At 63.8% G+C, this 25,134-nt stretch carries 23 protein-coding genes and 1 tRNA gene; 16 read left to right on the plus strand and 8 right to left on the minus strand.

All coding sequences use genetic code 11. The features are described from left to right. Positions 1-24: 24 nt before the first annotated feature. The 4 genes from ABIB66_RS24190 to ABIB66_RS24205 all read right to left on the minus strand — a co-directional run bounded on the left by ABIB66_RS24190 (position 25) and on the right by ABIB66_RS24205 (position 6,915). Positions 25-1,638: an acyl-CoA synthetase gene (locus ABIB66_RS24190; RefSeq protein WP_354207751.1), complete on the minus strand. Its 1,614-nt coding sequence runs from the start codon at positions 1,636-1,638 to the stop codon at positions 25-27. A gap of 157 nt (positions 1,639-1,795) precedes the next feature. Beyond that, entirely contained in the window at positions 1,796-2,284 is a 489-nt protein-coding gene (locus tag ABIB66_RS24195; RefSeq protein WP_354207749.1) for a DUF2059 domain-containing protein, read from the minus strand. Between the two features lie 45 nt (positions 2,285-2,329). Continuing rightward, complete coding sequence (locus ABIB66_RS24200) at positions 2,330-3,547, minus strand: OpgC domain-containing protein (protein WP_354207747.1); 1,218 nt, start codon at positions 3,545-3,547, stop codon at positions 2,330-2,332. A gap of 311 nt (positions 3,548-3,858) precedes the next feature. Then, complete coding sequence (locus ABIB66_RS24205) at positions 3,859-6,915, minus strand: ATP-binding protein (RefSeq protein WP_354207745.1); 3,057 nt, start codon at positions 6,913-6,915, stop codon at positions 3,859-3,861. Between the two features lie 263 nt (positions 6,916-7,178). On the opposite strand from ABIB66_RS24205, the gene ABIB66_RS24210 reads away from it, so the two are divergent. The 3 genes from ABIB66_RS24210 to ABIB66_RS24220 all read left to right on the plus strand — a co-directional run bounded on the left by ABIB66_RS24210 (position 7,179) and on the right by ABIB66_RS24220 (position 8,879). Then, a complete protein-coding gene (locus ABIB66_RS24210) occupies positions 7,179-7,670 on the plus strand; it encodes a hypothetical protein (RefSeq protein ID WP_354207743.1) in 492 nt (163 codons plus the stop codon). 171 nt (positions 7,671-7,841) lie between these two features. Next, entirely contained in the window at positions 7,842-8,162 is a 321-nt protein-coding gene (locus tag ABIB66_RS24215) for a hypothetical protein (RefSeq protein WP_354207741.1), read from the plus strand. 60 nt (positions 8,163-8,222) lie between these two features. Next, the gene (locus tag ABIB66_RS24220; RefSeq protein WP_354207935.1) at positions 8,223-8,879 is read left to right on the plus strand and encodes a thermonuclease family protein; all 657 of its coding nucleotides are present in this window, start codon (positions 8,223-8,225) and stop codon (positions 8,877-8,879) included. Positions 8,880-8,949: 70 nt separating this feature from the next. On the opposite strand, the gene ABIB66_RS24225 is transcribed toward ABIB66_RS24220, so the two are convergent. Next, positions 8,950-9,026 (minus strand) — tRNA-Met (locus ABIB66_RS24225). Between the two features lie 312 nt (positions 9,027-9,338). On the opposite strand from ABIB66_RS24225, the gene ABIB66_RS24230 reads away from it, so the two are divergent. Beyond that, positions 9,339-10,796: a coniferyl aldehyde dehydrogenase gene (locus ABIB66_RS24230; RefSeq protein ID WP_354255934.1), complete on the plus strand. Its 1,458-nt coding sequence runs from the start codon at positions 9,339-9,341 to the stop codon at positions 10,794-10,796. 123 nt (positions 10,797-10,919) lie between these two features. Further along, entirely contained in the window at positions 10,920-12,512 is a 1,593-nt protein-coding gene (locus ABIB66_RS24235) for a GMC family oxidoreductase (protein WP_354207737.1), read from the plus strand. A gap of 218 nt (positions 12,513-12,730) precedes the next feature. Here the strand turns inward: ABIB66_RS24235 and ABIB66_RS24240 are convergent, their stop codons facing one another. Continuing rightward, positions 12,731-13,492, minus strand: a complete 762-nt coding sequence (locus ABIB66_RS24240; RefSeq protein ID WP_275170831.1) for an SDR family oxidoreductase — start codon at positions 13,490-13,492, stop codon at positions 12,731-12,733. 104 nt (positions 13,493-13,596) lie between these two features. Here ABIB66_RS24240 and ABIB66_RS24245 point away from each other — a divergent pair, with 104 nt between their 5' ends. The 3 genes from ABIB66_RS24245 (at position 13,597) to ABIB66_RS24255 (ending at position 16,024) form a co-directional block, all read left to right on the plus strand. Beyond that, positions 13,597-14,109, plus strand: coding sequence for a CvpA family protein (locus ABIB66_RS24245; RefSeq protein WP_275170830.1), 513 nt, complete (start codon positions 13,597-13,599; stop codon positions 14,107-14,109). Between the two features lie 146 nt (positions 14,110-14,255). After that, positions 14,256-15,038, plus strand: coding sequence for an SDR family oxidoreductase (locus ABIB66_RS24250; RefSeq protein ID WP_027570121.1), 783 nt, complete (start codon positions 14,256-14,258; stop codon positions 15,036-15,038). Beyond that, positions 15,035-16,024, plus strand: a complete 990-nt coding sequence (locus ABIB66_RS24255) for an NADPH:quinone reductase (RefSeq protein ID WP_354207734.1) — start codon at positions 15,035-15,037, stop codon at positions 16,022-16,024. Before ABIB66_RS24250 ends, ABIB66_RS24255 begins: the two co-directional genes overlap by 4 nt. Positions 16,025-16,035: 11 nt before the next feature. Here ABIB66_RS24255 and ABIB66_RS24260 read toward each other — a convergent pair whose 3' ends face one another. Next, positions 16,036-16,512 (minus strand): DUF3775 domain-containing protein, encoded by a 477-nt coding sequence (locus ABIB66_RS24260; RefSeq protein WP_275170828.1) that lies wholly within the window; start codon positions 16,510-16,512, stop codon positions 16,036-16,038. Positions 16,513-16,635: 123 nt separating this feature from the next. Between ABIB66_RS24260 and ABIB66_RS24265 the strand changes: the two genes are divergently transcribed. From ABIB66_RS24265 to ABIB66_RS24300, 8 genes are all read left to right on the plus strand, one after another. Further along, complete coding sequence (locus tag ABIB66_RS24265) at positions 16,636-17,484, plus strand: MBL fold metallo-hydrolase (RefSeq protein WP_354207731.1); 849 nt, start codon at positions 16,636-16,638, stop codon at positions 17,482-17,484. Between the two features lie 128 nt (positions 17,485-17,612). Further along, positions 17,613-18,455, plus strand: a complete 843-nt coding sequence (locus tag ABIB66_RS24270; RefSeq protein ID WP_354207729.1) for a fumarylacetoacetate hydrolase family protein — start codon at positions 17,613-17,615, stop codon at positions 18,453-18,455. 157 nt (positions 18,456-18,612) lie between these two features. Then, a complete protein-coding gene (locus ABIB66_RS24275) occupies positions 18,613-19,224 on the plus strand; it encodes a glutathione S-transferase family protein (RefSeq protein WP_354207727.1) in 612 nt (203 codons plus the stop codon). Between the two features lie 15 nt (positions 19,225-19,239). Beyond that, complete coding sequence (locus tag ABIB66_RS24280; RefSeq protein ID WP_275170824.1) at positions 19,240-20,106, plus strand: MBL fold metallo-hydrolase; 867 nt, start codon at positions 19,240-19,242, stop codon at positions 20,104-20,106. A gap of 132 nt (positions 20,107-20,238) precedes the next feature. Continuing rightward, positions 20,239-21,390 (plus strand): alpha/beta hydrolase, encoded by a 1,152-nt coding sequence (locus ABIB66_RS24285; protein WP_354207723.1) that lies wholly within the window; start codon positions 20,239-20,241, stop codon positions 21,388-21,390. A gap of 62 nt (positions 21,391-21,452) precedes the next feature. Further along, positions 21,453-22,424, plus strand: a complete 972-nt coding sequence (mbfA, locus tag ABIB66_RS24290; protein ID WP_219682962.1) for an iron exporter MbfA — start codon at positions 21,453-21,455, stop codon at positions 22,422-22,424. A 243-nt stretch (positions 22,425-22,667) separates the two neighbouring features. Next, positions 22,668-24,140: an amidase gene (locus ABIB66_RS24295; protein WP_354207721.1), complete on the plus strand. Its 1,473-nt coding sequence runs from the start codon at positions 22,668-22,670 to the stop codon at positions 24,138-24,140. A gap of 10 nt (positions 24,141-24,150) precedes the next feature. Further along, positions 24,151-24,504, plus strand: coding sequence for a nuclear transport factor 2 family protein (locus ABIB66_RS24300; protein ID WP_354207719.1), 354 nt, complete (start codon positions 24,151-24,153; stop codon positions 24,502-24,504). A 57-nt stretch (positions 24,505-24,561) separates the two neighbouring features. On the opposite strand, the gene ABIB66_RS24305 is transcribed toward ABIB66_RS24300, so the two are convergent. Continuing rightward, the gene (locus ABIB66_RS24305; protein WP_354207717.1) at positions 24,562-25,044 is read right to left on the minus strand and encodes a CinA family protein; all 483 of its coding nucleotides are present in this window, start codon (positions 25,042-25,044) and stop codon (positions 24,562-24,564) included. Between the last annotated feature and the right edge of the window lie 90 nt (positions 25,045-25,134).

Here is a 25,134-nt window from a genome sequence, read left to right on the forward strand (position 1 = left end):
GCGGGAGAGCGAGAAGGAGAATCGTCAAGTCCCAAAATTCTTCTGGATCGCCTTGTCGAGTGTTTCGCCACCGACGAAGCGTTGGCGCAGCTCGCGCTTGAGCAGCTTGCCGCTCGGGTTCTTGGGCAGGGCATCGACGAATATGACGCGCTTGGGCACCTTGAAATGCGCCATCTGGCCGGCGCAATGCTTGATGACCGTGTCCTCGTCGAGCTTCTCGCCGCTCTTGACCACGACGATCGCAGTCACTGCCTCGATCCAGCGCGGATCGGGCAGGCCTACCACCGCAACCTCGGACACTGCGGGGATGCGATAGACCATCTCCTCGACCTCGCGGCTCGCGACGTTCTCGCCACCGGTCTTGATCATGTCCTTGACGCGATCGACCACAGTGATGTGACCCTCTTCATCGACGGTGGCGAGATCGCCGGAGTGAAACCAGCCGCCGGAGAACGCAGCCGCCGTCTTGACAGGATCGTTATAATAGCCGGAGAGCAGATGCGGCGAGCGGTGCACGATCTCGCCCACCTCTCCGACCTTCACATCCTCCATCGAAGTGTTGACCACGCGGGTCTCGACATTGAGCACTGGCTTGCCCGCCGAGCCGGCCTTGCGCAGCTGGTCCGCAGGACCCAGCACGGTCGCGAGCGGCGCGATCTCGGTCTGGCCGTAGAAATTCCAGAACTTCACGCTGGGCAGGCGGCGCTGGAGCTCGAGCAGCACCTCCACCGGCATGATCGAGGCGCCGTAATAACCCTTCTGCAAGGTCGACAAATCCGTCTTGTCGAAATTGGGCGAGCGCAGCATCGCGATCCAGATCGTCGGCGGCGCGAAGAACGACGTGATCTTGTGCGTCTGGATCAATGACAGAATGTTGTCGGCCGCAGGCTTGCCCGTGATCACGCCGGAGGCGCCGAGATAGATTTGCGGTCCCAGGAACACGTCGAGCTGCGCGCAATGATAGAGCGGAAGCGCGTGCAGGAATTTGTCGTCCACGCTCATGCCGCCATCGATGATGCAGCTGACATACTGCCACATCACCGCTTCATGGGTCAGCATCGCGCCCTTGGGCAGCGACTCCGTGCCGCTGGTGTAGACGATCTGCGCGAGATCACGGCTGTCGACGGAGGCCTCGAGGTACGAGCCGTCGGGGCTGAGGAGATCGTCGAAGGTGGTGAGGCCCGCCGGCGCCGTGGCGGGATCCTCCCCCGGCAGCCAGATCATCTTCTCGACCGCGCAATTCCTGGCGCTGGCCGCGCGCGCGGGCTCGACGAAATCAGGGCCGGCCGCGAGCAGCTTTGCGCCGGAGCTTTTCAGGATGAAATTGATCTCGTCCGGGTTGAGCATGAAGTTGATTGGCACCAGCACCGCGCCGATCCGGGCCAATGCGAACCGGATCGCCGCAAAGGCGTGCGAATTGCGCGAGAGCACGGCGAGGCGGTCACCCTTTTTCACGCCGAGGCCAAGCAGGCCGCGGCCGAGCCGATTGCAGATCGCGTCCATCTCGGCAAAGGTCCAGCTTACATTGCCGCAGCTCACCGCAAGCTTGCCCGGATCGCGGCCCGCCGCGCGGCGCAGGATGTCGCCGATGGAATGCTCGCGGGCCTTCGAGATGGTGGCTGCGATGTCGCCGGTCATTTCCGTTCCCCTGAATTTTCTCTTTGCGTGAATTGCCAGCCTGAACCCAGTCAGGCCATGGCATTCACGCGCTTCTTGTCTTCGCAAAAGCGTAGTCGGGGCGACCGGCCACGTCAAATCAGCCAGCGAGCGCGGCGCCATTACGCAAGAGTTGAGCTCAGAGCTTGTGCCCTTTCTGGCGCAGCGCCTCGATGAGGCGCTGCTTCAACTCGTCGGCCGTCTTCTGGCTGACGTCTTGGCTGATCCGCGCGCTTGCCTGCGCCAGCGCATCCGACTTCTCCAGAAGCTTCTTCCCGGCCGGCTGGGCATAGAAAGTCTCGATCTGGCGCAGCTCATCGATGCTGAAGCTCTGGGCATAGAGAGCGGCGACCTGGTCGATCATCGAAGTGAGGGCTGGAGTGTAAATCTCGGAGCCGGGTGCCGTCACCGCGTCATAGTCGCGCTCGATTTCCGGCCTGTCCTGCGCGACCACGGGCCTCAGCTTGAGCAGGAGCTGCGGCAACAGCGCGCGATACTGCTCCGCGATCTTCAAGGTGACCACGAGCTTGCGCGCCGCGCTCATTGCCTCCGGGGAGGGTGCTTGCGCCGATGCACCAGAGATCAGGAGCAGGAGGGCGCCGGCGATCGTCAACACAAGTCTGGGCATGAACCTCTCCGTTGGATCTCTCGACGAAATGCAGGCCGGCGATAGTCAGTGACCCGCGGGCGCCACGGCAGACCTGTCCGCAGGCGCACTTTCCAGGACGGTGTCGGCCTCCTCGATCTCCGTCACCTTCACGAACAGGTTCGGCACCCGTTCGGCCCGGTCGAGCAGCCAGGCGGCGGCGATCATGATGACGATGCCGACGACGGAGACCGCGAGCTGCTCCCAGACGCCCCTGGTGTATTGCGTCAGGATCCAGTGCGCCGAGAACGACAGGAAGACGCCGAGGCAGAAGATCGGCAGCGAATGCTGACCGCAGAGGATCACAGGACGCAGCCACGCCCTGTGCAGGGTCCGCCATTTGCGCGAGATGAGATGAGTCACCCAGATCGCCAGCGCCAGGAAATGCGTGAAGCGCAGCATGTCAAGGTCGGTCTTGTCGATCGGGTAGATCGCCTTGATCATCCACTTCGGGATCAGGGCTTCGAGCGCAGGGACGTGCCAGGTCATCACGATCAGGAGCGCGAAGGCGAGCCAGGCCGCGGCCAGCGCCATCGCCGCCTTTGACCACACCCATCTCGCGACCTTGTCGATCTGGCCGATGCCGCACCAGGCCGCGAACACGAACATCAGCTGCCAGCAGAACGGGTTGAAGTACCAGTGCGTGCCGGGCGGATAGGAGGCGACGTTCCAGTCGAACCAGCGCGCCAGCACATAGAGCACAACGGATGCGGCGAGCGTCAGGTTCGGCCGCCGCACCAGGCACCACACGATGAAAGGCGATGCGAACACCAGCGTGATGTAGAGCGGCAGCACGTCGAGATTGACCGGCTTGTATTTCAGCAGGATCGCCTGCCCGATCAGCTCGTCCGGATGCGACAGGAAATTGAACACGTTGAACTCGTGCTCGTACATCGGATTGTCGAAGCGGCGCGCGGTGCGGGCGATCTGCGCCGTGAACAGCAGGAACAGCATGATGTGGGCGACATACATCTCGATCGCGCGCCGCCACAGCCGCTTCAGCGCGGCGACAAACCAGCCGCCCGCGACGATCGGCCCGTAGATCCAGCCGACCAGATAACCGGAGATGAAGACGAAGAATTCGGCGGCATCGCTGAAGCCGTAATTGCGCAAGGTCAGCCAGGCCACGACGTCGTGCGGAATGTGGTCGAGGAAGATCATCCACAGACCGATGCCGCGAAAGAGATCGAGCCGCAGGTCGCGCTCGACCGGCGCGAGCAGCGCTGACTGGTCCCGTGTGATCATGGCCCCGCCTCGTTCGGTGGGCGTCGCGCCGTCGCGGCGCCGAAAAATCGGATGCTAAAAAATTGAAATCAAAAGTCGCCTGGCCGTGTGGCCAGGGCCGACGGTAGCCGACCTTGCTGCGCGCGCAAGGGCAGAGTCATCGGAGCGGACCGCACCAGCGGGCCCTCCTCCGCGCTGGACCATGGGGACCCTTCAAATAAAAGGGCAAAAACAACCCCATGCACAGTAGCTAACCCATTGCGGCGCCTGCTGGATTTATTTGACGCGTCGGGCAGATTTCGGCCGCGCTGGCCGCCCGGCCGCCGCTACCGTCAGCTTAGCTCGTCACCCGCCGCCTGCATCTCGTTGAGCATCGCCTCGGCTTTGTGCCGCAGCGGCAGCGCGCCGCTCTCGGTGGCGATCGCGATGGTCGCGCGCAGGGCGCTCAGGATCGCCGCCTTGGCCTCCGCATCCGACGGCGGCGTCACCACGGCCTCGCCGAACAGCGCCTCCGCCTCCAGCCCGGAGAACCCCTGTTGCCGCGCGGTGTTGCGCGCCTCGCGCAGCATGTTCTGCGCCGCCTGGACGTCGCCGAGACGGTGGGTGGCGAGCGCCAGATAGATCGAGCTGCGCAGCACCGCCGAGGTATAGCCGACCGCCTTCGCCTCCTCGCGCGCTTCCGTCAGCATGCCGCGCGCCCGGTCGAACAGCCCCTGCTCCAGATAGGCCATGCCGAGATGGCAGGCGAGCACTGGCACGAACAGCCGGATGCCGTGCTTCTGCGCCAGGACGAAACCGTCCTCGAGAATGGCCGCGGCCCCCGCCGGCTCGCCGCGGCCGAGCATCAGCCAGCCGCCACTATAGGCAGCGGCGACACGGTCGTAGGGGCGGCCGGTTTCCTCCGCGATTGCGACGGCTTGCTGCTGGAGCTGCTCGGCGGCATCGAGCTCGCCCATCACGGTGTGGGTGATGCTGTTCATCATGCAGCAGAGCAGGAGCAAAGATCGTGGGGTCGTGCCGATCGGGGCACTTGCTGCCGGCCCCGAGAGATGGGCACGGGTGGTAACCAGCATCTTCTCGGCGCGATCGTAGCGGCCGGAAAGAAAATAGGCCTGCCCGAGACTGTATTGCGCGAGATTGCGCCAGGCGGGATTGCCCGAATTTTCCGCCAGATGCACCACATCTTCTCCGATCGCGACAGCTTCGACCGGCGTTCCATAGAAATTCTGGGCACCCGCTCTCATGGTCATGGCCGCGACCTTGCGTTCAATGTCGCCAATCGCATCGGCTCGCCGTTCGGCCTCGCTCCCCAAATCCAGGGCTTCGGCGACACGCCCCGACCCGGCAAAGGCCAACCGCGCCTCCATCCGCAGGTCAATGGCGTCCGTTTCGCGCGCGTGCGTCACTGGGGTCTTGTCGAGAGAACCCATCGCGATCTCGAAATAATCGACCGCTTCGGCAAAGGCCGAGCGCACCAGACATTTTCGAGCCGCGCTCCTGCCATGCTGAAAAGCCTTCCCCCAATCCTTCGCTCGGGCCGCGTGATAGCAGAGCGTATCCGGACCGTCGGTCCACGCCTCGTCGGTCTCGAGAGCCGCCAGAATGCTGGCATGGATGCTTTCCCGCACCTTCTCGACCATCGAATCGTAGGTCACCTGCCTGACCATCTCGTGGCGGAATTCGAGCGAGTCCTCCAACTCACTGTCGATCCTGACGAGCAGCTCGGCCCGGTCGAGCGCGGTAACGCAATCCTGCAGGACGTCTTCCGGCACGGCCGCTACTCTTCGCAGTGTGGCCTGGTCGGCCCGGGGTCCAAGCGCCGCGGCGATCTGGAGAAGCGACCGTTCCTGTCGTGACACACGATCCAGCCGCGCCGCGATCACACCCTGAATGCTGCTGGGGATGCCGAGTTCGTCCACAGGACGCGCAAGGGAAAGGTCGCCCCACTGGCCAAGAAGCATGCCGCTGTCCTTCAGACTGCGGCAGACCTCCTCGATGAACAGCGGAACGTTGGCCGTATGAGAGATGATCCGGTTCTTCAGGTCTTCGTTGGTCGTGGCGGGACCAAGCATGTCCGCGAGCATGGCCAAGCCTGAATCGTCATCGAGAGGCCGCATCGCCACGATTTCCGCGCGGCAGCTCGCGATCCAAACCGGCATCCCATTGGGCCGCGTCGTCAGCAGCACAAGCAGATCAGGGCATTGTAGCCCCGAAAGGGTCGCGACGACCGCATCGCTGGCCCGATCCATCCAGTGCAGGTCCTCAATCAAAAGGATCGTACGCTGACGACGGGCGACGCTCTCGACGATCGCACAGCTTGCGTCTGAAATCGCACGACCGCGCGCGTGAGGCTCCAATTCATCCCATTGCGGATCGGAAACCGGCAAATCCAGGATCGCGTCGACGGCCCGCTGTTGCACCACCGGCAACGCGTCTCTCGGATCATCCGTCCTGGTCTGATCTCTCGCAGCTGTATCAAGGATCGAGAGCAACAGGCGCTTGAGCGCGCTGTACGGCGCACCCTGGAGATTCGGACTGCACTCGACATCGATCAGCCGCCAGCCGCCAGCCCGGAGATCCTGCGCGAATTCATGCGCAAGCCGAGACTTGCCAATGCCGGCGTCACCCATCAGCAGAACCGTCTGCCGGCCGGCAGCAACCCTATCCGCAGCGCGCCACAACAACGCCCGCTCCGTCGTGCGGTCGACGAATCTGGAAACGCTCCGCGCACGTCGGACCCGCCAGCTCGACAGATCACTCGCCCCCATGACCCGGTAGACAGGCAGGGGCTCGCCGAAACCACGGAGCGCCTTGCGTCCCAGGAATTCAAAGCGGACGTGTCCGTCCGCAAGCTCCTGGCAGGCTTCGGAGACGTAGATCTGGTTCGCCTCGGCTGCCGTCTCCAGCCGAGCCGCGAGGTGCTGGGCTGCGCCGCCGATCTCGTAGACCTTGGAAAATTCGCTCGCGACCATGTAGGCCACCACATGACCCGAGTGCAGGCCGACCCGGACTTGAAGTCCTGGATCGCCCAGACTGCCAACACGCCGGACCAGCTCGATGGCCGCGTGGCAGGCCAGGGGCGCATGGTTATCGTCGGCGATCGGGGCGCCGAAGACGGCGGCCAACCCGTCACCCAACTCCTTGCTGACGATGCCGCCGAACTGGCGCACCGCGCCTCTCATCGCCGCAAGAGCAGGCTCGAGGCGCGACACCGCCGCCTCCGGCTCCAGTTCGGCAACAAGACCTGTGGAATCGACGACGTCGGCACGCAGAATCGTCACAAAGCGTCGTTCGCTGTCGGGGTCGACGGGCTGGCGCACCGCCGCTCCGCATTTGGAGCACCAGCTGTCGCCCGGACCAATCGCCGACTGACAAGCGAAGCAATGCATTCCAGCGCCTTCAACCACTGCCTCGGCAGCCCCACCCCAACCCCCGCGAGGCGTTCGACCTAACAATACCTATAGGAAAGTGCATGGCAATTGGGCTTGCGACATAGGCGACGTTACGGGATGGAGGCTCTCTGGACGAAATACATTCCTGAGTGGTAGCGTTGACTGCGCACAACAAACAGCGTGATCGGCCGTAGCGTGACGCGTATTTTCGGCCACCGCACCAGAGATTTTGACAAACAGACATATGAAGGAAAGAGGCGATGGCCGGACTGGTATATAGCGGCAAGGCATTTCGAGACTTGATGAATAGCAATTACTATCCTTTGGCGAACATGAAGAAGAGCGTCGCGAAGCTCAAGGAGTCCGACGACATCGACCTGCCGACCTTGGAATACGGCCAGTACCATTTGATTCTGAACCCGGCATCGAACTGGCCGCAGGGCAGCGCCAAGTACTGGCACAAGGAAAAGGGCCGGGCCCGCGTCGACCTCAGCACCCAGCCGAACACAGTCCCCCTGTCCAGGGATGAGCCGGGCGTCATTCCTCTGACGCGATGCGATCTGCTCGATGCCTGCGTCCGGAAATGCTTCAACTCCGAGCCGCCGATCCCGATGAAGACGAAGATCATCACCCACGAAGCCAGCGACGCTTTCGCGCACCGGCACGAGATACGGCTGGAGTGGGACTACAAGAAGGGCTCGGACAAGCCGACGCTGCTCAATCTGACGATGGTCTGCCCGCATAGATCCTGAGCTTCGGACACATTCTGCTTCGTTCAGAAGATCATCTCCGCCCGCGCGCTACAAGGGCGCGGGTTAGAACCTCCGGCGCGTCCTTGAGGTGTCGTGCCTGTCGCGTCTTCCGTCATGGGCTTGTCGTGCGAAGATGATTCGCTGCCTTCTGAACCATGAGAGGAGCGGCCGATGCCCGTTGGACTGCTGGAGGTCGAAGGCACCATTGATGTCAGCCAGTTCTGGCCGGAGGGGCGGTCGGACGCCGACACCACCAAGGTCGTGGTGACCATCGCGCCGGACGCGATCCGCTTTCGCAAGAACGATACCGCGCCGTTCCAGCCGACCCATGTGTTCGACAACGCCAAGGTCAAGGGCCGCACCAACACGGCGCCGATCAAGAATGGCAAGCTTACCATTCGCCTCCAGGGCATTGACGCGCCGGAGCTGCATTACCAGCCCTCACCGCTCTCGCCCGCGGAGAAGAAGGGGCTGACCGACGCCAGGCGATAGGCCTATCACGAGCTCACGCATCCCTACCGGCAGTTTCTCGGCGCGACGACGAGCAAGGCGCTGCATGATTTTCTCGGCAGTAGCGCCGAGCCGACGCTCACCTGCCGGGTGTTCACGCATGTCGATGCCCCGAACGAGGTGTTCGACACGTATGGACGGCTGGTCGGCGACATCGAGGTGACGGTCCGCGGCCACAAGGTCGACGTCAACCATTGGCTGGTCGAGCAGGGCTTTGCCTATCCGACGTTCTACTCCTCGATGAATGATGACGAGATCCGCGCCTTCCTCGCGATCGCCAAGACCGCGCGCGCGAAAAAGCTGCCAGTCTGGAAGCACCTCGCCAGGACGATTGGCGCCTTCGACTTCGACCTGCGCGAGCCCAAGACAAACGAGACCGGCGTGCTCGCGACCGACAAGGGCCCGGTGATGCTGCCAAAGCTCTACCGCCGCTACGCCAACTGGTCGGCCCGCAAGAAGGCCAAGGTGACGAGCCAGAATTTCCAGAAATTCTTGGGCGAAGGCTCCGGCGGCAAGCCCGACACCTGCTACGAGATCGGCGATTTCCTCACCAACGGCGTGCACTCGGCGACGCCACGAAATTTTGCCGAGTTCGTCGAGGGCGGCAAGACGATCAAGTTTCAGCCCGAGGGCCTGGTGTTCGGGGAAGCGCCGTCGATGCTGGTCGGGGCGGACGGGAAGGCGATTAAAGAGTTTTGAGGACACCAGAAACAAAAATGGCCCGCTCAACGCGGGCCATTTTCTCATCGGGACCGGTAAGGTCCGAACTTGGTTGCGGGGATAGGATTTGAACCTATGACCTTCAGGTTATGAGCCTGACGAGCTACCGGGCTGCTCCACCCCGCGTTAACCGTTGCTTTGCCTTCGTGAAAGTGCCGGGGACGGTGAATGAAGGGCCGGCGCTGTTCGCGTGGCTTGCTTCGTCCGTCCCGAAGGCTTCCTTGGAAGGCAACCCCGGGCAAAGCCCGTTGGGTGCGGGCGGTATGTACCAACCCGGGGTGGCTTTGGAAAGGGCTGCGCGGACGTTTTTTTCGACTTTATGACAGCGCGGTGGACGAATTTACGGCCTGTTCGGCCCGCCCTTGCCAGAAGTTCCACAAGGGGCCAGCTTGCGGCCACAAAACCAGGCGGAAACGCCACTTAAAGAGGGAGAACGCCATGGACCACGCCTTGGACCGTCCCTCGGACCGCCCCCCGCCGAGCGCCCCGCTTCGGGCCGTTGAGGAGACCTTCCGTGCCATGATTGCGCGGTCGCGGGCCGAGCCGGCGCCTGGCCTCGCCGAGCGGCTCGACCGGCTGGCGCGGCTGCGCACTGTCGTCGCCGACAACGAGGAGCGCTTCCGGCAGGCGATCTCGGCAGATTTCGGCCACCGCTGCGCGGTCGAGACCAATATCGCCGAGACCATGATGGTGTTCTCCGAGATCCGCCATGCCACCAAGCACCTCAAGAGCTGGATGGCGCCGCAGCGCGTTTCGACGACGCTGCAATTCCTGCCCGCGCGCAACCGGCTGATGCCGCAGCCGCTCGGCGTCGTCGGCATCATCGCGCCCTGGAATTATCCGCTGCAGCTGACGCTCGCGCCCGCCATCGGCGCACTCGCCGCCGGCAACCGCGTCATCATCAAGCCGAGCGAGATCGTGCCGCATTTCTCAGCGCTGCTGAAGGAGACGGTGGCCGAGCGGTTCGACGCTGCGGAGTTGCTGGTCACCGGGGTCGAGGACGAGATCGCGAAGGCCTTCGCATCGCTGCCGTTCGATCATCTGGTATTCACCGGCTCGACCCGGGTCGGGCGGTTGGTCGCGGAGGCCGCGGGGCGCAATCTGACGCCCGTGACGCTCGAGCTCGGCGGCAAGTCGCCTGTTATCATCGACGCCTCGGCCGACCTCGAAGAGGCCGCCGAGCGCATCGCCTACGGCAAGCTGCTCAATGCCGGGCAGACCTGCATCGCACCCGATTATGTGCTGGTGCCCGAGCGCTCGTTGCAGGCCTTCGCCGAAAAAGTGCGAGCGCAGATGCGGCGCATGTTCGGTACCGACCCCGCCACCAAGGACTACACCTCCGTGATCTCCGACCGGCATTATGCGCGGCTGGAGAATCTCGTCGCGGATGCGGCAAGTCGCGGCGCAAAGATCCTGCAGCCGGCGAAGCCGGACGATCCGAACTGGAAGGCGCACCGCAAATTCCCGCCGACGCTGATCGCAGGCGCGACCGCAGACATGGCGGCCATGCAGGAGGAGATTTTTGGACCGGTGCTGCCGGTGCTCGGCTATCGCGAACCGGCCGACGCCATCGCCTTCGTCAACGCCCGCGACCGGCCGCTGGCGCTGTACTGGTTCGGCAAGGACCGCATTGCGCGCGACGAGGTGCTGGCGCGCACCGTCTCCGGCGGCGTCACCATCAACGACTGCCTGTTTCACTTCGCGCAAATCCACCAGCCGATGGGCGGCGTCGGCGCGTCCGGCACCGGCGCCTATCACGGCGAATGGGGCTTTCGCACGTTCAGCAAGCTGAAGCCGGTGTTCTATCGCTCGAAATTCAACCGCCTCGCCGACCTTTATCCGCCCTACGGCGGCAAGATCGCGCGGCTGGAGAAGTTGATGCGGTTCATGTCGTAGGGTCTCAGCATTCCGTCATTGCGAGCGCAGCGAAGCAATCCAGAATCCCTCCGCGGTGACAGTCTGGATTGCTTCGCTTTGCTCGCAATGACGAGAAGAAAAATGCAAGAGGGGGAAACATCAGTGACGGACACATTCGATTTCGTCGTCGTGGGCGCGGGCTCCGGCGGCTGCGCGGTGGCGGGGCGGCTGTCGGAGGATGCGGGGACATCGGTGGCGCTGCTCGATGCCGGCGGACGGAACGACAATTGGCGGATCACCACGCCGTTCGGACTCGCTTTGCCATACAAGGTCGCGAACTGGGGCTTCGATACTGTGCCGCAGAAGGGATTGAACGGCCGTATCGGCTATCAACCGCGCGGCAAGGGGCTCGGTGGCTCCTCGGCGATCAACGCCATGGTCTACATCCGCGGCAACAAATGGGACTACGACCACTGGGCCTCGCTCGGCAATGCCGGCTGGTCGTACGCGGACGTGCTGCCCTATTTCAAGCGCTCGGAGAACAACGCTGATTTTGACGGCGCGTATCATGGCAAGGGCGGCCCGCTGCATGTCAACAGGCTGCGCGCGGACAATCCGATCCATGAAATCTTCCATCAGGCCGCCCGCGAGGCGCAGTTTCGCATCCGCGAGGACTTCAATGCGGAGGACCACGAAGGGCTCGGCAGCTACCAGGTGACGCAGCATAATGGCGAGCGCTGGAGCGCGGCGCGCGCCTATGTGAATCCGCACATGGGCAAGCGCGCGAATCTGCGTGTCGAGACGCAGGCGCATGCCACGCGCATCCTGTTCGAAGGTGGGCGCGCGGTCGGCATCGAATATGTCCAGGGCAAGCAGACAAAGCAGCTGCGCGCCCGCCGCGAGGTGATCCTCGCCGCCGGCGCCTTCCAGTCACCGCAGTTGCTGATGCTGTCGGGCATCGGCGAGGGCGAGGCGCTTGCCGCGCACGGTATCGGCGTCGTGCATCACCTGCCGGGCGTAGGACGCAATCTGCAGGATCATCCGGATTTCGTGTTCGTCTACGCCTCCGACTATCCGCACTTCGTCCACTCATCGATCGGCCGGCTGCCGTCCCTGCTCCGCGCCATCCAGCGATACCGCCGGCAGCGGCGCGGCCTGATGACCACCAATTTCGCCGAGTGTGGCGGCTTCCTGAAGACCCGGGCCGACCTCGATGTGCCCGACATCCAGCTGCACTTCATCATCGCGATGCTCGACGACCATGGCCGCAAGAAGCACAAGGAGGCGGGCTTCTCGTGCCATGTCTGCCTGTTGCGGCCGAAGAGCTGTGGCAGCGTCTGGCTGAAAAGCGCCGATCCACTAGCGGCGCCGATGATCGATCCGAATTTCTTGGGCGAGGCGGAGGATCTCGAGACGATGGTCGCGGGCTTCAAGACCACGCGACGGCTGATGGAGACGCCCGCGATGCGCGCGTTGCAGAAGAAGAACATGTTCACGTCCGATGTGAGAACGGACGACGACATCCGCGCCATCCTGCGCGCGCGTGTCGACACCGTCTATCACCCCGTCGGCACCTGCAAGATGGGCACCGACGCGATGGCCGTGGTCGATCCGGCGCTGAAGGTGCACGGCGTCGAGGGTCTGCGCGTCGTCGACGCCTCGATCATGCCGACACTGATCGGCGGCAATACCAATGCGCCGACCATCATGATCGCGGAGAAGGCGGCGGATATGATCCGGGCGGAGATGCGGTAGTGCGAAGCTGCCGCGTCATACTCCGCCGTCGTCCCGGACAAGCGTAAGCGCAGATCCGGGACCCATAACCGCAGGGAGTAGCTGCGGCGTGAGATGGTAACCACGAGTCTTCGCCAAACTGCTCCCTGTGGTTATGGGTCCCGGATCTACGCTCCGCTTCGCTGCGCTTGTCCGGGACGACGCCTGAGTGAACTCGCTTGTCCGGACGACAGCCGGGCTCAATTCAACAAAAACCCGCCGTCCACCGTCACCACGCTGCCCGTCATGTACCGCGAGGCCTTGGAAGCCAGCAGCAGGATCGCGCCGTCGAGATCGGACTCGGCGCCGATACGGCGCTGCGGGATGCGCTTGGTCAGGCGCTCGCCTGACGGCGTCGACCAGAACGCATGGTTCATCTCGGTGTCGATGTAGCCGGGCGCGAGCGCGTTGATGCGGATGTTCTGCCCCGCAAGCTCCAGCGCCATCGCTTTGGTTGCCTGGATGATGCCGGCCTTGGAGATCGCGTAAGGCGACACCGCCTTCAGCACGCCGGTGCCGAGCACGGACGCGATGTTGACGATGTTGCCGTCCTGCTTGCGCGCGACCATGCGGCGCGCGATCTCGGTGGCGAGAAAATAGGCGCCCTTGAGATTGGCGCCGATCACCGCGTCCCAATCGGCTTCGGTCTGCTCGGTCGCGAGCTTTTCGATGGCGATGCCGGCATTGTTGATCAGCACCGTGACCGGGCCGAGTGCGGCTTCCGCGGCATCGACGGCCCTGGCGATCGATGCGGTGTCGGTGACGTCGAGCGCGACGGCGGCGGCACGGCCGCCCTTGCCGCGGATCTCCTCTTCCAGGCTCTTCAGCTTGTCGGTCTGCCGAGCCGCGAGCGCGACGGCCGCGCCGTGCGCCGCCAACACCCGGGCAAATTGCCGCCCCAGCCCCTGGCTCGCACCTGTGACGAGGATGGTTTCCTGACTGACATCGAATAGGTCTGACATGACGCTTTCCTTGGGCTTTGCAGCCATCAATACAGACGATTTTAACGATCTGAAACCGGAATGATCGGTTCTGCGTTCACTCGTTCCATGGCAGGCTCCCACGTATGAACAGTTTCGATCTCGCCGTCTATGCGGCGTTCGCAATCGCGATCGGCTTCGGTTTCAGGAGCGGCCTGCTCGGCAGCGCCATGACGATCCTCGCCTATCTCCTCGCCGCCCCCATCGCGGTTGCGCTGATGCCGCTGATCGTCCCGCAGGTCGCGGGCAATCCGAATGCGCCGCTGCTGCAGAACTGGATCTGGTTCTTCGGCATCTTCGTGGTGGTCGGCATGCTGTTTGGACATCTCGGCCGGCTGGCCCTGAGCGACACGATACGGCAGGCCGGCATCGGCGACCGGCTCGGCGGCGCCGCCCTCGGCGCGATCAGGGTCGGCCTCGTCGCCACCACCTTGGTGCTGGTGTTCGACCAGATCGTGCCGGCCAATCGTCAGCCGCCGTTCCTCGCCGGTTCGCACCTGCGGCCGCTGTTCTCGACAGTCGGGCAGATGGGCTTCAAGTCGCTGCCGCCGGAGGCGGCCTCCGCGATCGACCGCCTCAAGCAGGAGCGGCGTATCTAGCTCATTGTCTGGGGATCATGCCCGCACATTTGCATCGCCGCGCAAGTGCGCATGCATTTTGATGCGAGCCCGTCCCTTATCAGCGGCGCCAAGGTTGGCTAGAATAGCGGCTCTAAAAACCTGCATGACATTACGGGAGTGAAACAGTGGATCTTGGGATCAAAGGCCGCCGCGCCATCGTTTGCGCATCCAGCAAAGGCCTCGGACGCGCCTGCGCCATCTCGCTGGCCGAAGCCGGCGTACACGTCACGCTGACCGCGCGCGGCGCCGAGGCCCTGAAGAAGACGGCCGACGACATCCGCAAGGCCTATCCTGATGTGACGGTTACCGAGATCGTCGGCGACATCACGACGCCGGCGGGCCGCGAGGCCGTGCTCAAGGCCTGCCCGGAGCCTGACATCCTGATCAACAATGCCGGTGGACCGCCGCCCGGCGATTTCCGCAACTGGACCCGCGACGACTGGATCAAGGCGATCGACGCCAACATGCTGACCCCGATCGAGCTGATCAAGTCAACGGTGGACGGCATGATGGCGCGCAAGTTCGGCCGCATCGTCAACATCACCTCGGCCGCGGTGAAGGCGCCGATCGACATTCTCGGTCTCTCCAACGGCGCGCGCGCCGGCCTCACCGGCTTCATCGCCGGCCTGTCACGCAAGACCGTAATCAACAACGTCACCATCAACGGCCTGTTGCCGGGTCCGTTCGAGACCGACCGACTGCGCAGCACCGCGAAGGGGGAATCCGAGAAGCGCGGCATCACGCCGGACCAGGTTCTGGCCGAGCGCGCCAAGCTCAATCCCGCAGGCCGCTTCGGCGATCCCGACGAGTTCGGCTACGCCTGCGCATTCCTGTGCGGCAGCAGGGCCGGCTTCATCACCGGTCAGAACCTTCTGCTCGATGGCGGTGCCTTCCCGGGAACGCTGTGAGGGCGGTCTGGTACGAGGAGACAGGACCGGCGGCGGACGTCCTCACCTATGGTGAGATGGCGACGCCGGTCGCGGGTCCAGGCGAAGTTCGTATTCGCCTGGAAGCCTCCGGCATCAATCCGGCCGATGTCGGCCGGCGCGGGGGCAGCTATCGCGTAAAGGAGTTTTCGCGCGTCATTCCGAACAGCGATGGCGCGGGGTTTATCGACCAGATCGGCGATGGCGCGACGCGGTTCAAGATCGGCGACAGGGTCTGGCTGTTCAACGGCCAGCGCAACGGCCGCGCCTTTGGCACCGCAGCCGAACATATCGCGCTTGCCGAGCATCTGGTGACGCCGCTGCCGGACAATCTCTCTTTTGCGGAAGGCGCGACGCTGGGCATTCCCGCAATGACGGCGTGGTGCTCCCTGTTTGCGGACGGACCGATCGTCGGCAAGTCGGTGCTGGTCACCGGCGGCGCGGGTGCGGTCGGGCACTACGCCGTGCAACTCGCGAAATGGGGCGGCGCGCAGGTGATCGCGACCGTCAGCTCGGCGATGAAAGGCGAGCAGGCGCGACAAGCTGGTGCCGATCTCGTGGTCAATTACTGGGACGAAGATGTCGTTGCCAAGGCCATGGCCTTCACCGGCGGACGCGGGGTCGACCAATTGGTCGATGTCGATTTCGGCGGCAACATCGCGACGACCCTGAAGTTGATGGCCATGAATTCGACCATCGCGGTCTACGCCACGAACGGCAACCGCACGCCGACCGTACCGATGCGCGAGCTGATGGAAAAGTGTATCACGCTCCGCTCGCTCGTCTTGTTCGCGCTCCCGCCCGCGTTCCTTGCGGCGGCGCAAGCCGACATCTCGAAATGGCTGGCAGCGGGGCCGCGGATCCACAATGTCGCGGCGCAGTTTGCGTTGTCGGAGACGGCGCAAGCCCACGTCGCCGTCGAGAAAGGCGACAAGCTCGGCACCGTGGTCGTTGACTGCGCGCGCTGATATCGGCCGGATCACCGCTGCTTGGTGATCTCGTCTTCGTCCCGCTGGCTCGGACTGGATGAATCGGCGACTGGGTTTCCGTCGGTCCAGTCGACGCCGAATTCGTCGAGCCCGTCTGCGAGCAGATCGCCCAGCATCGGCTCACCGAGCAGATAATGCGCCGTCTCGCGCCGGGGACTGCGATACTCGGCGCGCGCCTCCACAGCGCGTGCACGCAAATCGTCCCAATCGTCGATTGTGCCGTCGCCGCGACCGAGCCAGGTCAGCGTGACGAGATCGATCTGCTCGTCCTCGTTCATGGCCACGATGAAACTTCCGAGTTCGTTGACCACCGGATCGGAGCCGTCATCCTCGAGAACGTCGACCGAATCGTCATCCGTCGCATTCGAGCCGGAATCCGGATCGGAATCCGCCTGCTTGACGTCGAATTCACGCGCCTTTTCGATGATGAAGGCGACCTTCTCCGCGGAAATCGCAAGCTCTGGCATGACTGGCCCTTTGTCTTTTCCTGGGTTCCCGCGATAACGCCGCACCGGGTCAGATGATCCATTGCGCCTGACGGCGAAACTGCGCATGTTCCCCGTCAAAGCAAGAACATGAGGATGCGCCGGATGCAGTGGAAGGTCGGCAGGGTCAAAATCACTGAGGTCGTGGAATTGGAGACGGTCGGCTCGACCCGCTTCATTCTGCCCTTGGCGAGCAATGCAGAAATCCAGAAGCTGCCTTGGCTGATCCCGCATTTCGCCACCGAAGAGGGCCGGCTGAAAATGTCGATCCATTCGCTGGTGGTGGAGACGCCGACGCGCCGCATCGTGGTCGATACCGGGCTTGGCAACGACAAGCAGGGCCGCAACCTCCCGACCTGGAACAACCGCACCACGCCGTTCCTGGAGACGATGATTGCGGCGGGCTTTCCGCCCGAGAGCATCGATACCGTGCTGTGCACGCATCTTCATGTCGACCATGTCGGCTGGAACACGAAGCTGGTCGACGGCAAATGGGTGCCGACCTTCCCCAACGCGCGCTATGTCTTCGGCAAGACCGAGTACGAGCATTGGCGCGACCATTCCACCGAGCCGGACAAGCAAGCCGTATTTGGCGATTCCGTGAAGCCGATCGTCGATGCCGACCGGGCCGAGTTGGTCGCGAGCGACCACCGGCTCAGCGACGAGATCAGCATGATCCCGACCCCCGGTCACAGCCCCGGGCATATGAGCATTCTGATCCGGTCGGACGGCGAGCAGGGACTGCTGACGGGCGACGTCGCTCATCATCCCTGCCAGATGGCGCATCTCGGCTGGTCCTCGACCGCGGATTCCGACCAGAGCCAATCGGCGGCGACGCGGCGCGAATTGTTCGGCCGATTTGCCGACACCCCGACGCTGGTGATCGGCGGGCATTTTTCGGCCGGGCATATTAGGCGGGACGGGGACGCGTTCAGGTTCGAGGCGCTGGCCTAGGTCTCGTGCCCCTACGATCACCCGAATTGAGAGGGCTGCAATGCGCCCCTCTTTGAGCGGTTGAATTTCCCGCCGCCCTGTTCCATGAAGCTGTTCAACCGATCGGTCCATTCCAGGGAGAAACGAGAATGAAGCTTGTTCGTTATGGCGAGAAGGGTGCGGAAAAGCCCGGCATGATCGACAAATCCGGCCAGTTGCGGGACCTGTCGGCGCATGTGAAGGACCTGACCGGCGAGGCCTATTCGCCCGAGAGCCTGAAGAAGCTGGCGGCGCTCGATCCCGCCTCGCTACCCGCCGTCTCCGGCAAGCCGCGGTTCGGCGCCCCCGTCACCGGCATGTCGAAATTCGTGGCGATCGGCCTCAACTATAGCGACCACGCCAAGGAGACCGGCGCGGAGATCCCGAGCGAGCCGATCATTTTCATGAAGGCCAACACCTCGCTGTCCGGCCCGAACGACGCCGTCGAGAAGCCGCGCGGCTCGACCAAGCTCGACTGGGAGGTCGAGATCGCCGCGATCATCGGCACGCGTGCAAAATACGTCTCGGAAACCGACGCGCTCAACCACGTCGCTGGCTACTGCGTCTGCAACGACGTCTCCGAGCGCGCCTTTCAGATCGAGCGCCTGGGTCAGTGGACCAAGGGCAAGTCGCACGACACGTTCGGCCCGCTCGGCCCCTGGCTCGCCACCAAGGACGAGATCAAGGACGTGCAGAACCTGCCGATGTGGCTCGACGTCAACGGTCAGCGTCGCCAGACCGGATCGACCAAGACCATGATCTTCTCGATGGCCAAATGCATCTCCTATGTCTCGCAGTTCATGACGCTGCTGCCGGGCGACATCATCACGACGGGCACCCCGCCCGGCGTCGGCCTCGGCATGAAGCCGCCGACCTTCCTCAATGTCGGCGACGTCATCACGCTCGGCATCGAGGGCCTCGGCGAGCAGCGCCAGGAGATCGTCGCGGCGTAAGCCGCGGCCAGCGCAACACTCGTCGTCATGCCCGGGCTTGTCCCGGGCATCCACGTCTCACAGTCTAACCACGCGGAAGCGCGTGGATGGCCGGGTCAAGCCCGGCCATGACGGAGGAGACACCGTTTGCTCAAGACCGATCGCAGGGAATTGTCCCATGAAGCTCACCTTCTCCCCCGCCTCGCCCTTCGCCCGCAAGGTGCGCATCGCCGCGATCGAGCTCGGGCTGATCGACAAGATCGAGTTCACGCCGGCAGCCGTCGCGCCCGGCACGGCCAACGAGGACTATTCGCGCATCACGCCGCTGAAGAAGCTGCCGGTGCTGATCACCAATGACGGCGATGTTATTTTGGACTCCTATGTCATCGTCGAATATCTCAACGAGATGGTCGGCGGCAGCCTGATCCCCGACTACGGTCCGCGGCGCTGGAAAGCCAAGACCAATCATTCCCTGATCAACGGCATGCTCGATTCCATGCTGCTGTGCCGCTACGAGAAGATGGTGCGGCCGCAGGGCCTGCAATGGCAGGCTTGGTCGGACGACCATTGGAATCGGGCCTGGACCGGCATGGCGCGCTTCGAGAACATGCCTGAAGTGCTCAACGGCCCGTTCGATATCTCGCAGATCGGCCTCGTTTGCGTGCTCGGCTATGTCGACTTCCGCTTCGCCGATTGCGGCTGGCGCAAGGCCTATCCGAAGCTCGACGCCTTCCACCAGAAGATGCTCGAGCGACCCTCCGTGAAGATCTCGGTGCCGCCGGCCGCATAAAGCGCAGGAGTTCTTATGAGCCTGAAATACTCGGTCGGCGATCTCACCATTCATCGGATCATCGAGCAGGAGACGACGTTCCTCCCGGCACTGGAGCTCATCCCTGGTCTGACGCCGGAGGTGCTGGCCGAGAACCGCGCGTGGATGCGAGAAACCAAGGCGATCGACGACCAGGATACGCTGATCCTGTGTTTCCAGTCCTATGTCATCAAGACGCCGCATCACACCATTTTGGTCGACAGCTGCATCGGCAACGACAAGCCGCGGCCGCGGCCGAAATGGAACATGAAGACTGATGATGCCTATATGCGCGGTCTCGCCGCCGCAGGTTTCTCGGTCGACGACATCGACTTCGTGATGTGCACGCATCTGCATGTCGATCACGTCGGCTGGAACACGCGGCTGGAGAACGGCCGCTGGGTGCCGACCTTCCCGAAAGCGCGCTACGTCTTCGCCAAGCAGGAATTCGATCACTGGACCGAGCAGAACGCGAAGGCGGAGGTGCCGCCCTTCGCCGACAGCGTGCTGCCGGTGGTCGAGGCCAAACGCCACGAACTCGTCGGCAACGATCACCAGATCGGCGATCACGTTCGTATTCTGCCGACGCCGGGCCACACGCCGGGCCATATCGCCATCACGATGGGCCACGGCAAGGACGACGCCGTGTTCTCCGGCGACCTCATGCACTCACCGATCCAGACGCTCTATCCGGAGCTGTCGGTGAAATTCGACGTCGATCAGGCCAAGGCAGCAACGACGCGCCGCAGCTTCCTGGAACGCTATTGCGACACCGACACGCTGTGCTGCACCGCGCATTTCCCCTCGCCGTCGGTGGGGAAGATCCGGCGCAAGGGCAGTGGCTTCGTCTGCGCGGCGGTCTAACGCGGCCTTCCGTTCCGTCATGCCCGGGCTTGTCCCGGGCATCCACGTTCTTACAATCAACCGCAACGAAGAACGTGGATGGCCGGGATTTTGGAGAGACGCGCTTCGCCGGACCATGACGAGGAAACAAACATGACCGACCTCCCCGACATCCCGCTCCCTGCTGGCATCCGCTCACGCTATGTCGACGACATCAACGGCCTGCGCATCCATGTGCTGGAGGCCGGCTTCGAGACCAAGGGGCGGCCCTGCATCCTGCTGCTGCACGGCTTTCCGGAGCTCGCCTTCTCCTGGCGCAAGGTGATGCCGGCGCTCAGCTCGGCCGGCTATCACGTGATCGCGCCGGACCAGCGCGGTTATGGCCGGACGACGGGATGGAGCGCGGATTACGACGGCGACCTCGCGCCCTTTTCGCTCTTCAACCTGGTGCGGGATGCGCTCGGGCTGGTGTCAGCGTTCGGCTACAGGCAGGTCGATGTGGTCGGACATGATTTCGGCAGCCCGGTCGCGGCCTGGTGCGCGCTGATGCGGCCCGACGTGTTTCGTTCGGTGGCGATGATGAGCGCGCCGTTCGGCGGAGCGCCGCCACTGCCGTTCAATACGGTCGACGCGCCGGCAAAACCACCGGTTGAAGACCCCGTGCATCGCGAGCTCGCCGCCTTGCCGCGTCCGCGCAAGCATTATCAGTGGTACTATGCGACACGCCCGGCCAATGCCGATATGCACCGTGCGCCGCAAGGCGTGCATGATTTCCTGCGCGCCTACTATCATCACAAGGGTGCGGACTGGACCGACAACAAGCCATATCCGCTGAAATCCTGGTCGGCAAACGAGCTGGCGAAGCTGCCGACCTATTATGTGATGGACCTGAACGAGACCATGGCCGAGACGGTCGCGAAAGAGATGCCCTCGCCGGCCGCGATCGCCGCCAATCAATGGCTGCCCGACCGCGAGCTCGCCTACTACAGCGCCGAATATGACCGCACCGGATTCCAGGGCGGCCTGCAATGGTACCGCTGCGGCACATCGGGCGCATTCAACAGCCAGCTCCAATTGTTGGCCGGCCGCACCATCGATGTCCCCTCCTGCTTCGTCTCGGGCAAGCAGGATTGGGGCACTTATCAGCGTCCGGGCGTGTTCGAGGCCATGCAGGCGCGGGCCTGCACGAAGTTGCTCGGCTGCCACCTCGTCGACGGCGCCGGTCACTGGGTGCAACAGGAGCAGCCGGCCGAGGTAAGCCGCCTGCTGCTCGATTTCCTGGCGAAGAGCCGCGGCGTGATTTGACCCTGGAACCCCGCCGCCCTATATATTTTAGAATTATTCTAAACTAGTGAGACAGGGCCGCCGTGAAGAATTTTGCCGATCTGACCGAGCGCGAGGTGCTTGCGGTCGCAATTTCCTCCGAGGAGGAGGACAGCCGCATCTATATGAGCTTCGCCGAAGACTTGAAGGAGCGCTATCCGGACTCCGCCAAGATCTTCGAGCAGATGGCCGAGGAAGAGCGCGGCCATCGTCACATGCTGCTGGAAATGTATGAGCAGCGCTTCGGTCCGCATTTGCCCCCGATCCGCCGCGAGGACGTCAAAGGCTTCCTGCGCCGCCGTCCGGTCTGGCTCACCAAGAACCTGCCGCTCGACACCATCCGACGGGAAGTCGAGACGATGGAATTGCAGGCCGAGCGCTTCTACGTGAAGGCGGCTGAGCAGGCGCAGGATGTCGGCGTGCGCCGCCTGCTCGGCGATCTGGCCGAAGCCGAGAAAGGCCACGAAGAGGTGGCCGCGAAGCTGACCGACCAGATCCTGAGTTCAGACGTGCGCGCGGAGGAAGACCGCACCAACCGGCGCATGTTCGTGCTGCAATATGTGCAGCCAGGTCTCGCCGGCCTGATGGACGGCTCGGTTTCGACGCTGGCGCCGCTGTTTGCGGCTGCCTTCGCCACGCATCAGAATTGGCAGACGTTTCTGGTCGGCCTCGCCGCCTCGATCGGTGCCGGCATCAGCATGGGTTTTGCGGAGGCGCTGTCCGACGACGGCTCGCTGACCGGTCGCGGTTCGCCCTGGCTCCGCGGTCTCACCTGCGGCTTGATGACGACGCTCGGCGGGCTTGGACATACCTTGCCGTATCTCGTGCCCGATAGCTGGGCCAACGCCTTCTGGATCGCGACCGGAATCGCCGGAATCGTCGTGTTCTTCGAATTGTGGGCGATCGCCTTTATCCGCGCGCGCTACATGGACACGCCGTTCCTGCAGGCCGTATTCCAGATCGTGCTTGGTGGCGCGATCGTGCTCGCCGTGGGGATATTGATCGGAGCGGCGTAACAGCCTCACTCTCGGTGTCATGCCCCGCGAGGGCGCAGCATCCAGTACGCCGCGACCTCTCCGTGTCCGATCGGCGCCGGTGGAATACTGGATCGCCCGGTCAAGCCGGGCGATGACTGCGAGTGGTTGCTTGGCTCACCGCGTTCCGTCTTGCTCACATGTCAATCGCGATCAAACGGCGATTGCGGTGCTGGGCCAAACTGCGCATCATTGTTCGAGGACAAGAAGAACAGGAGATGCGCCATGGCCAAATCCGAATGGAGCTTCAAGAGCGCGGTCGCGCTGTCGGCGGCACTGACGGCCAAGAAGGTTTCCGCGGTCGAGCTCACGCAGGATGCGATCGACCGAATCGAACGGCACGACGGCAAGGTCAACGCGATCTGCGTCCGGGATTTCGACCGCGCGCTCGACGCCGCACGCGAGGCGGACGCCGCGTTGGCGCGCGGCGAGCGGAAGCCGCTGCTCGGCCTCCCCATCACGGTGAAGGAATCCTACAACGTCGCCGGCCTGCCCACGACCTGGGGCTGGACGCTGCAGAAAGACTTCAAGCCGGCGGAGGACGCGCTGTCCATCGCCCGGGTGAAGGGTGCCGGTGGCGTCATCCTCGGCAAGACCAACGTGCCCGTGGGTTTGGCGGATTGGCAGAGCTACAACGAGATCTACGGCACGACCAACAATCCATTCGATCTCGGCCGCACGCCGGGTGGCTCGTCGGGCGGCTCGTCTGCGGCGCTCGCGGCAGGCTACGGACCACTCTCGCTAGGGTCGGACATCGGCGGCTCGTTGCGCGTGCCCGCCTTCCATTGCGGGGTCTATGCGCACAAGCCGACCTACAATCTCTGTCCAACACGCGGCCATACGCCGCCGCCATTTCCTGCCATCCCGATGGAGCGCGATATGGCGGTGATCGGTCCGATGGCGCGCAGCGCAGTCGATCTGCCCCTGCTCCTGGACGTGATTGCAGGCCCCGATCATCTGGACCTGGGCGTAGGATACAAGCTCGCGCTGCCGGAGGCGCGACACCGCGCGCTGAAGGATTTTCGCGTGCTGGTGATCGACAGCCATCCGTTGCTGCCTGCGAATGCCGACATTCGCGGCGCCATCGAGAAGCTGGCGGACCAATTGTCGCGCGCAGGTGCGAGCATCACGCGCGAAAGCCCGCTGTTTCCCGACTTCACGGATGCCTCTCGCCTCTACATGCGCATGCTGATGGGTTTTCTCGGCGCCTTCCTTCCGCCGGACATTCTCGCCGGCGCGCGTGCCGGAGCAGCGCAGCTCTCGCCTGAGGACAAGAGCCTTGCTGCCGAGCGGCTGCGCGGCATGACCAGCACACATCAGGCCTGGGTGTTCGACGAAGGCGCTCGGGCCGGCCTGCGCGCGCAATGGCGACACCTGTTCAGGACATTCGATGCGGTGATCTGCCCGATCATGCCGACCCCAGCCTATCCGCATGATCATTCGCCGGAGCAGGAAGAGCGCCGGATCAATATTGATGGCAAGGACTTTGCCTATCCGGACCAGCTTGCGTGGCCCGGCATCGCCACGCTGACGGGCCTGCCGGCAACGGCTGTTCCGCTCGGTCTGTCGAAGGAGGGCCTCCCGGTCGGCGTGCAAATCATCGGGCCCTTCCTCGAGGACCGCACGCCGCTGAAGCTCGCCGAGCTGATCGAACGCGAGTTCGGCGGGTTCGTGCCGCCGCCCTTGTTCAATGACTGAGGGAAATCTCATGAGCAACGACCTCGAACAGCTCACCGCGCTCAACCGCGACTATGTCGCCTCCGTGCAGAATTGCGACGTCAAGCGCTTCGACGAAATTTTGGCGCGGGAGTTCTACTGCTCCAATCCCGACAAGACGCTGGTCGATCGCGAGGCCTTCCTGAAGCAGACGGCGCGGCCGATTGCGATCCGGAATCTCAGGGAGCACGACGTCATCATCCGCATCATGGGCGATTTCGCCATCATCCACGCGGGGACGAGCTACACCAATGCGGACGGCCAGCAGGCCACCGGGCGCTATACCGATTGCTGGGCGAAGGGAGGCGAGACGTGGCTGGCTGTGTCGGCGCACGTGTCGCGGTAAAGAGCGCGTCACACCACACATTCTCCGGGACAGCCAGATATTCGGGAGGCCGCGAGCTCACCGCTCCAGATTCTTCAGCAGCAATTTCAGCGCTGTCGCCGCAAAGGTCTGCATATTGGCCAAGCGGTCGTTGCTGCCCGTCTCCAGCGTCATCACCTCAACTGCGGGCCCGGCGACCGCCATGCAGCTATGGCCCGCCGCATCGCCGTAGCGATTGCCGGTCGGACCGGACGCGCCGGTCTCGGACAGGCCCCAATCGCAGTTGAAACGGCCGCGCATCCGCTCGGCCAGCAGTTGCGCGTAGGGCTCCGACGAGGAACGAAAGCCCTTCATTCCTTCGTCTGAAATATCCATCAGCACGCGCCTGGCATCGCGGGTGTAGACCACGGCGCCGCTGAGGAAATAGGCGGACGCGCCGGGCACCGCGAGAAGGCTGGCCGAGATCAGGCCGCCGGTCGAGGATTCCGCCACGGCAATGGTCTGTTTGCGCGCGATCAGCTTCGCTGCAACCTGTTCCGCAATGCCGACGAGCTCTTTCATTCGTTGACCCCTTATTCCTTCGCAACCGAGCTCGGCCTTTCTAGCATATGACAGCGCCCTTGGCCGAGTTGCAGGCAACGGGCAGGCCTG

The organism is Bradyrhizobium sp. F1.13.3 (genome assembly GCF_040548265.1).
Classification (GTDB): Bacteria; Pseudomonadota; Alphaproteobacteria; order Rhizobiales; family Xanthobacteraceae; genus Bradyrhizobium.

Coding starts and splice junctions, on each gene's coding strand:
- ABIB66_RS24190 (WP_354207751.1), bottom strand. CDS start 1,638: ATGACCGGCGACATCGCAGCCACCATCTCGAAGGCCCGCGAGCATTCC.
- ABIB66_RS24195 (WP_354207749.1), bottom strand. CDS start 2,284: ATGCCCAGACTTGTGTTGACGATCGCCGGCGCCCTCCTGCTCCTGATC.
- ABIB66_RS24200 (WP_354207747.1), bottom strand. CDS start 3,547: ATGATCACACGGGACCAGTCAGCGCTGCTCGCGCCGGTCGAGCGCGAC.
- ABIB66_RS24205 (WP_354207745.1), bottom strand. CDS start 6,915: ATGCATTGCTTCGCTTGTCAGTCGGCGATTGGTCCGGGCGACAGCTGG.
- ABIB66_RS24210 (WP_354207743.1), top strand. CDS start 7,179: ATGGCCGGACTGGTATATAGCGGCAAGGCATTTCGAGACTTGATGAAT.
- ABIB66_RS24215 (WP_354207741.1), top strand. CDS start 7,842: ATGCCCGTTGGACTGCTGGAGGTCGAAGGCACCATTGATGTCAGCCAG.
- ABIB66_RS24230 (WP_354255934.1), top strand. CDS start 9,339: ATGGACCACGCCTTGGACCGTCCCTCGGACCGCCCCCCGCCGAGCGCC.
- ABIB66_RS24240 (WP_275170831.1), bottom strand. CDS start 13,492: ATGTCAGACCTATTCGATGTCAGTCAGGAAACCATCCTCGTCACAGGT.
- ABIB66_RS24245 (WP_275170830.1), top strand. CDS start 13,597: ATGAACAGTTTCGATCTCGCCGTCTATGCGGCGTTCGCAATCGCGATC.
- ABIB66_RS24260 (WP_275170828.1), bottom strand. CDS start 16,512: ATGCCAGAGCTTGCGATTTCCGCGGAGAAGGTCGCCTTCATCATCGAA.
- ABIB66_RS24265 (WP_354207731.1), top strand. CDS start 16,636: ATGCAGTGGAAGGTCGGCAGGGTCAAAATCACTGAGGTCGTGGAATTG.
- ABIB66_RS24270 (WP_354207729.1), top strand. CDS start 17,613: ATGAAGCTTGTTCGTTATGGCGAGAAGGGTGCGGAAAAGCCCGGCATG.
- ABIB66_RS24275 (WP_354207727.1), top strand. CDS start 18,613: ATGAAGCTCACCTTCTCCCCCGCCTCGCCCTTCGCCCGCAAGGTGCGC.
- ABIB66_RS24280 (WP_275170824.1), top strand. CDS start 19,240: ATGAGCCTGAAATACTCGGTCGGCGATCTCACCATTCATCGGATCATC.
- ABIB66_RS24285 (WP_354207723.1), top strand. CDS start 20,239: ATGACCGACCTCCCCGACATCCCGCTCCCTGCTGGCATCCGCTCACGC.
- ABIB66_RS24295 (WP_354207721.1), top strand. CDS start 22,668: ATGGCCAAATCCGAATGGAGCTTCAAGAGCGCGGTCGCGCTGTCGGCG.
- ABIB66_RS24300 (WP_354207719.1), top strand. CDS start 24,151: ATGAGCAACGACCTCGAACAGCTCACCGCGCTCAACCGCGACTATGTC.
- ABIB66_RS24305 (WP_354207717.1), bottom strand. CDS start 25,044: ATGAAAGAGCTCGTCGGCATTGCGGAACAGGTTGCAGCGAAGCTGATC.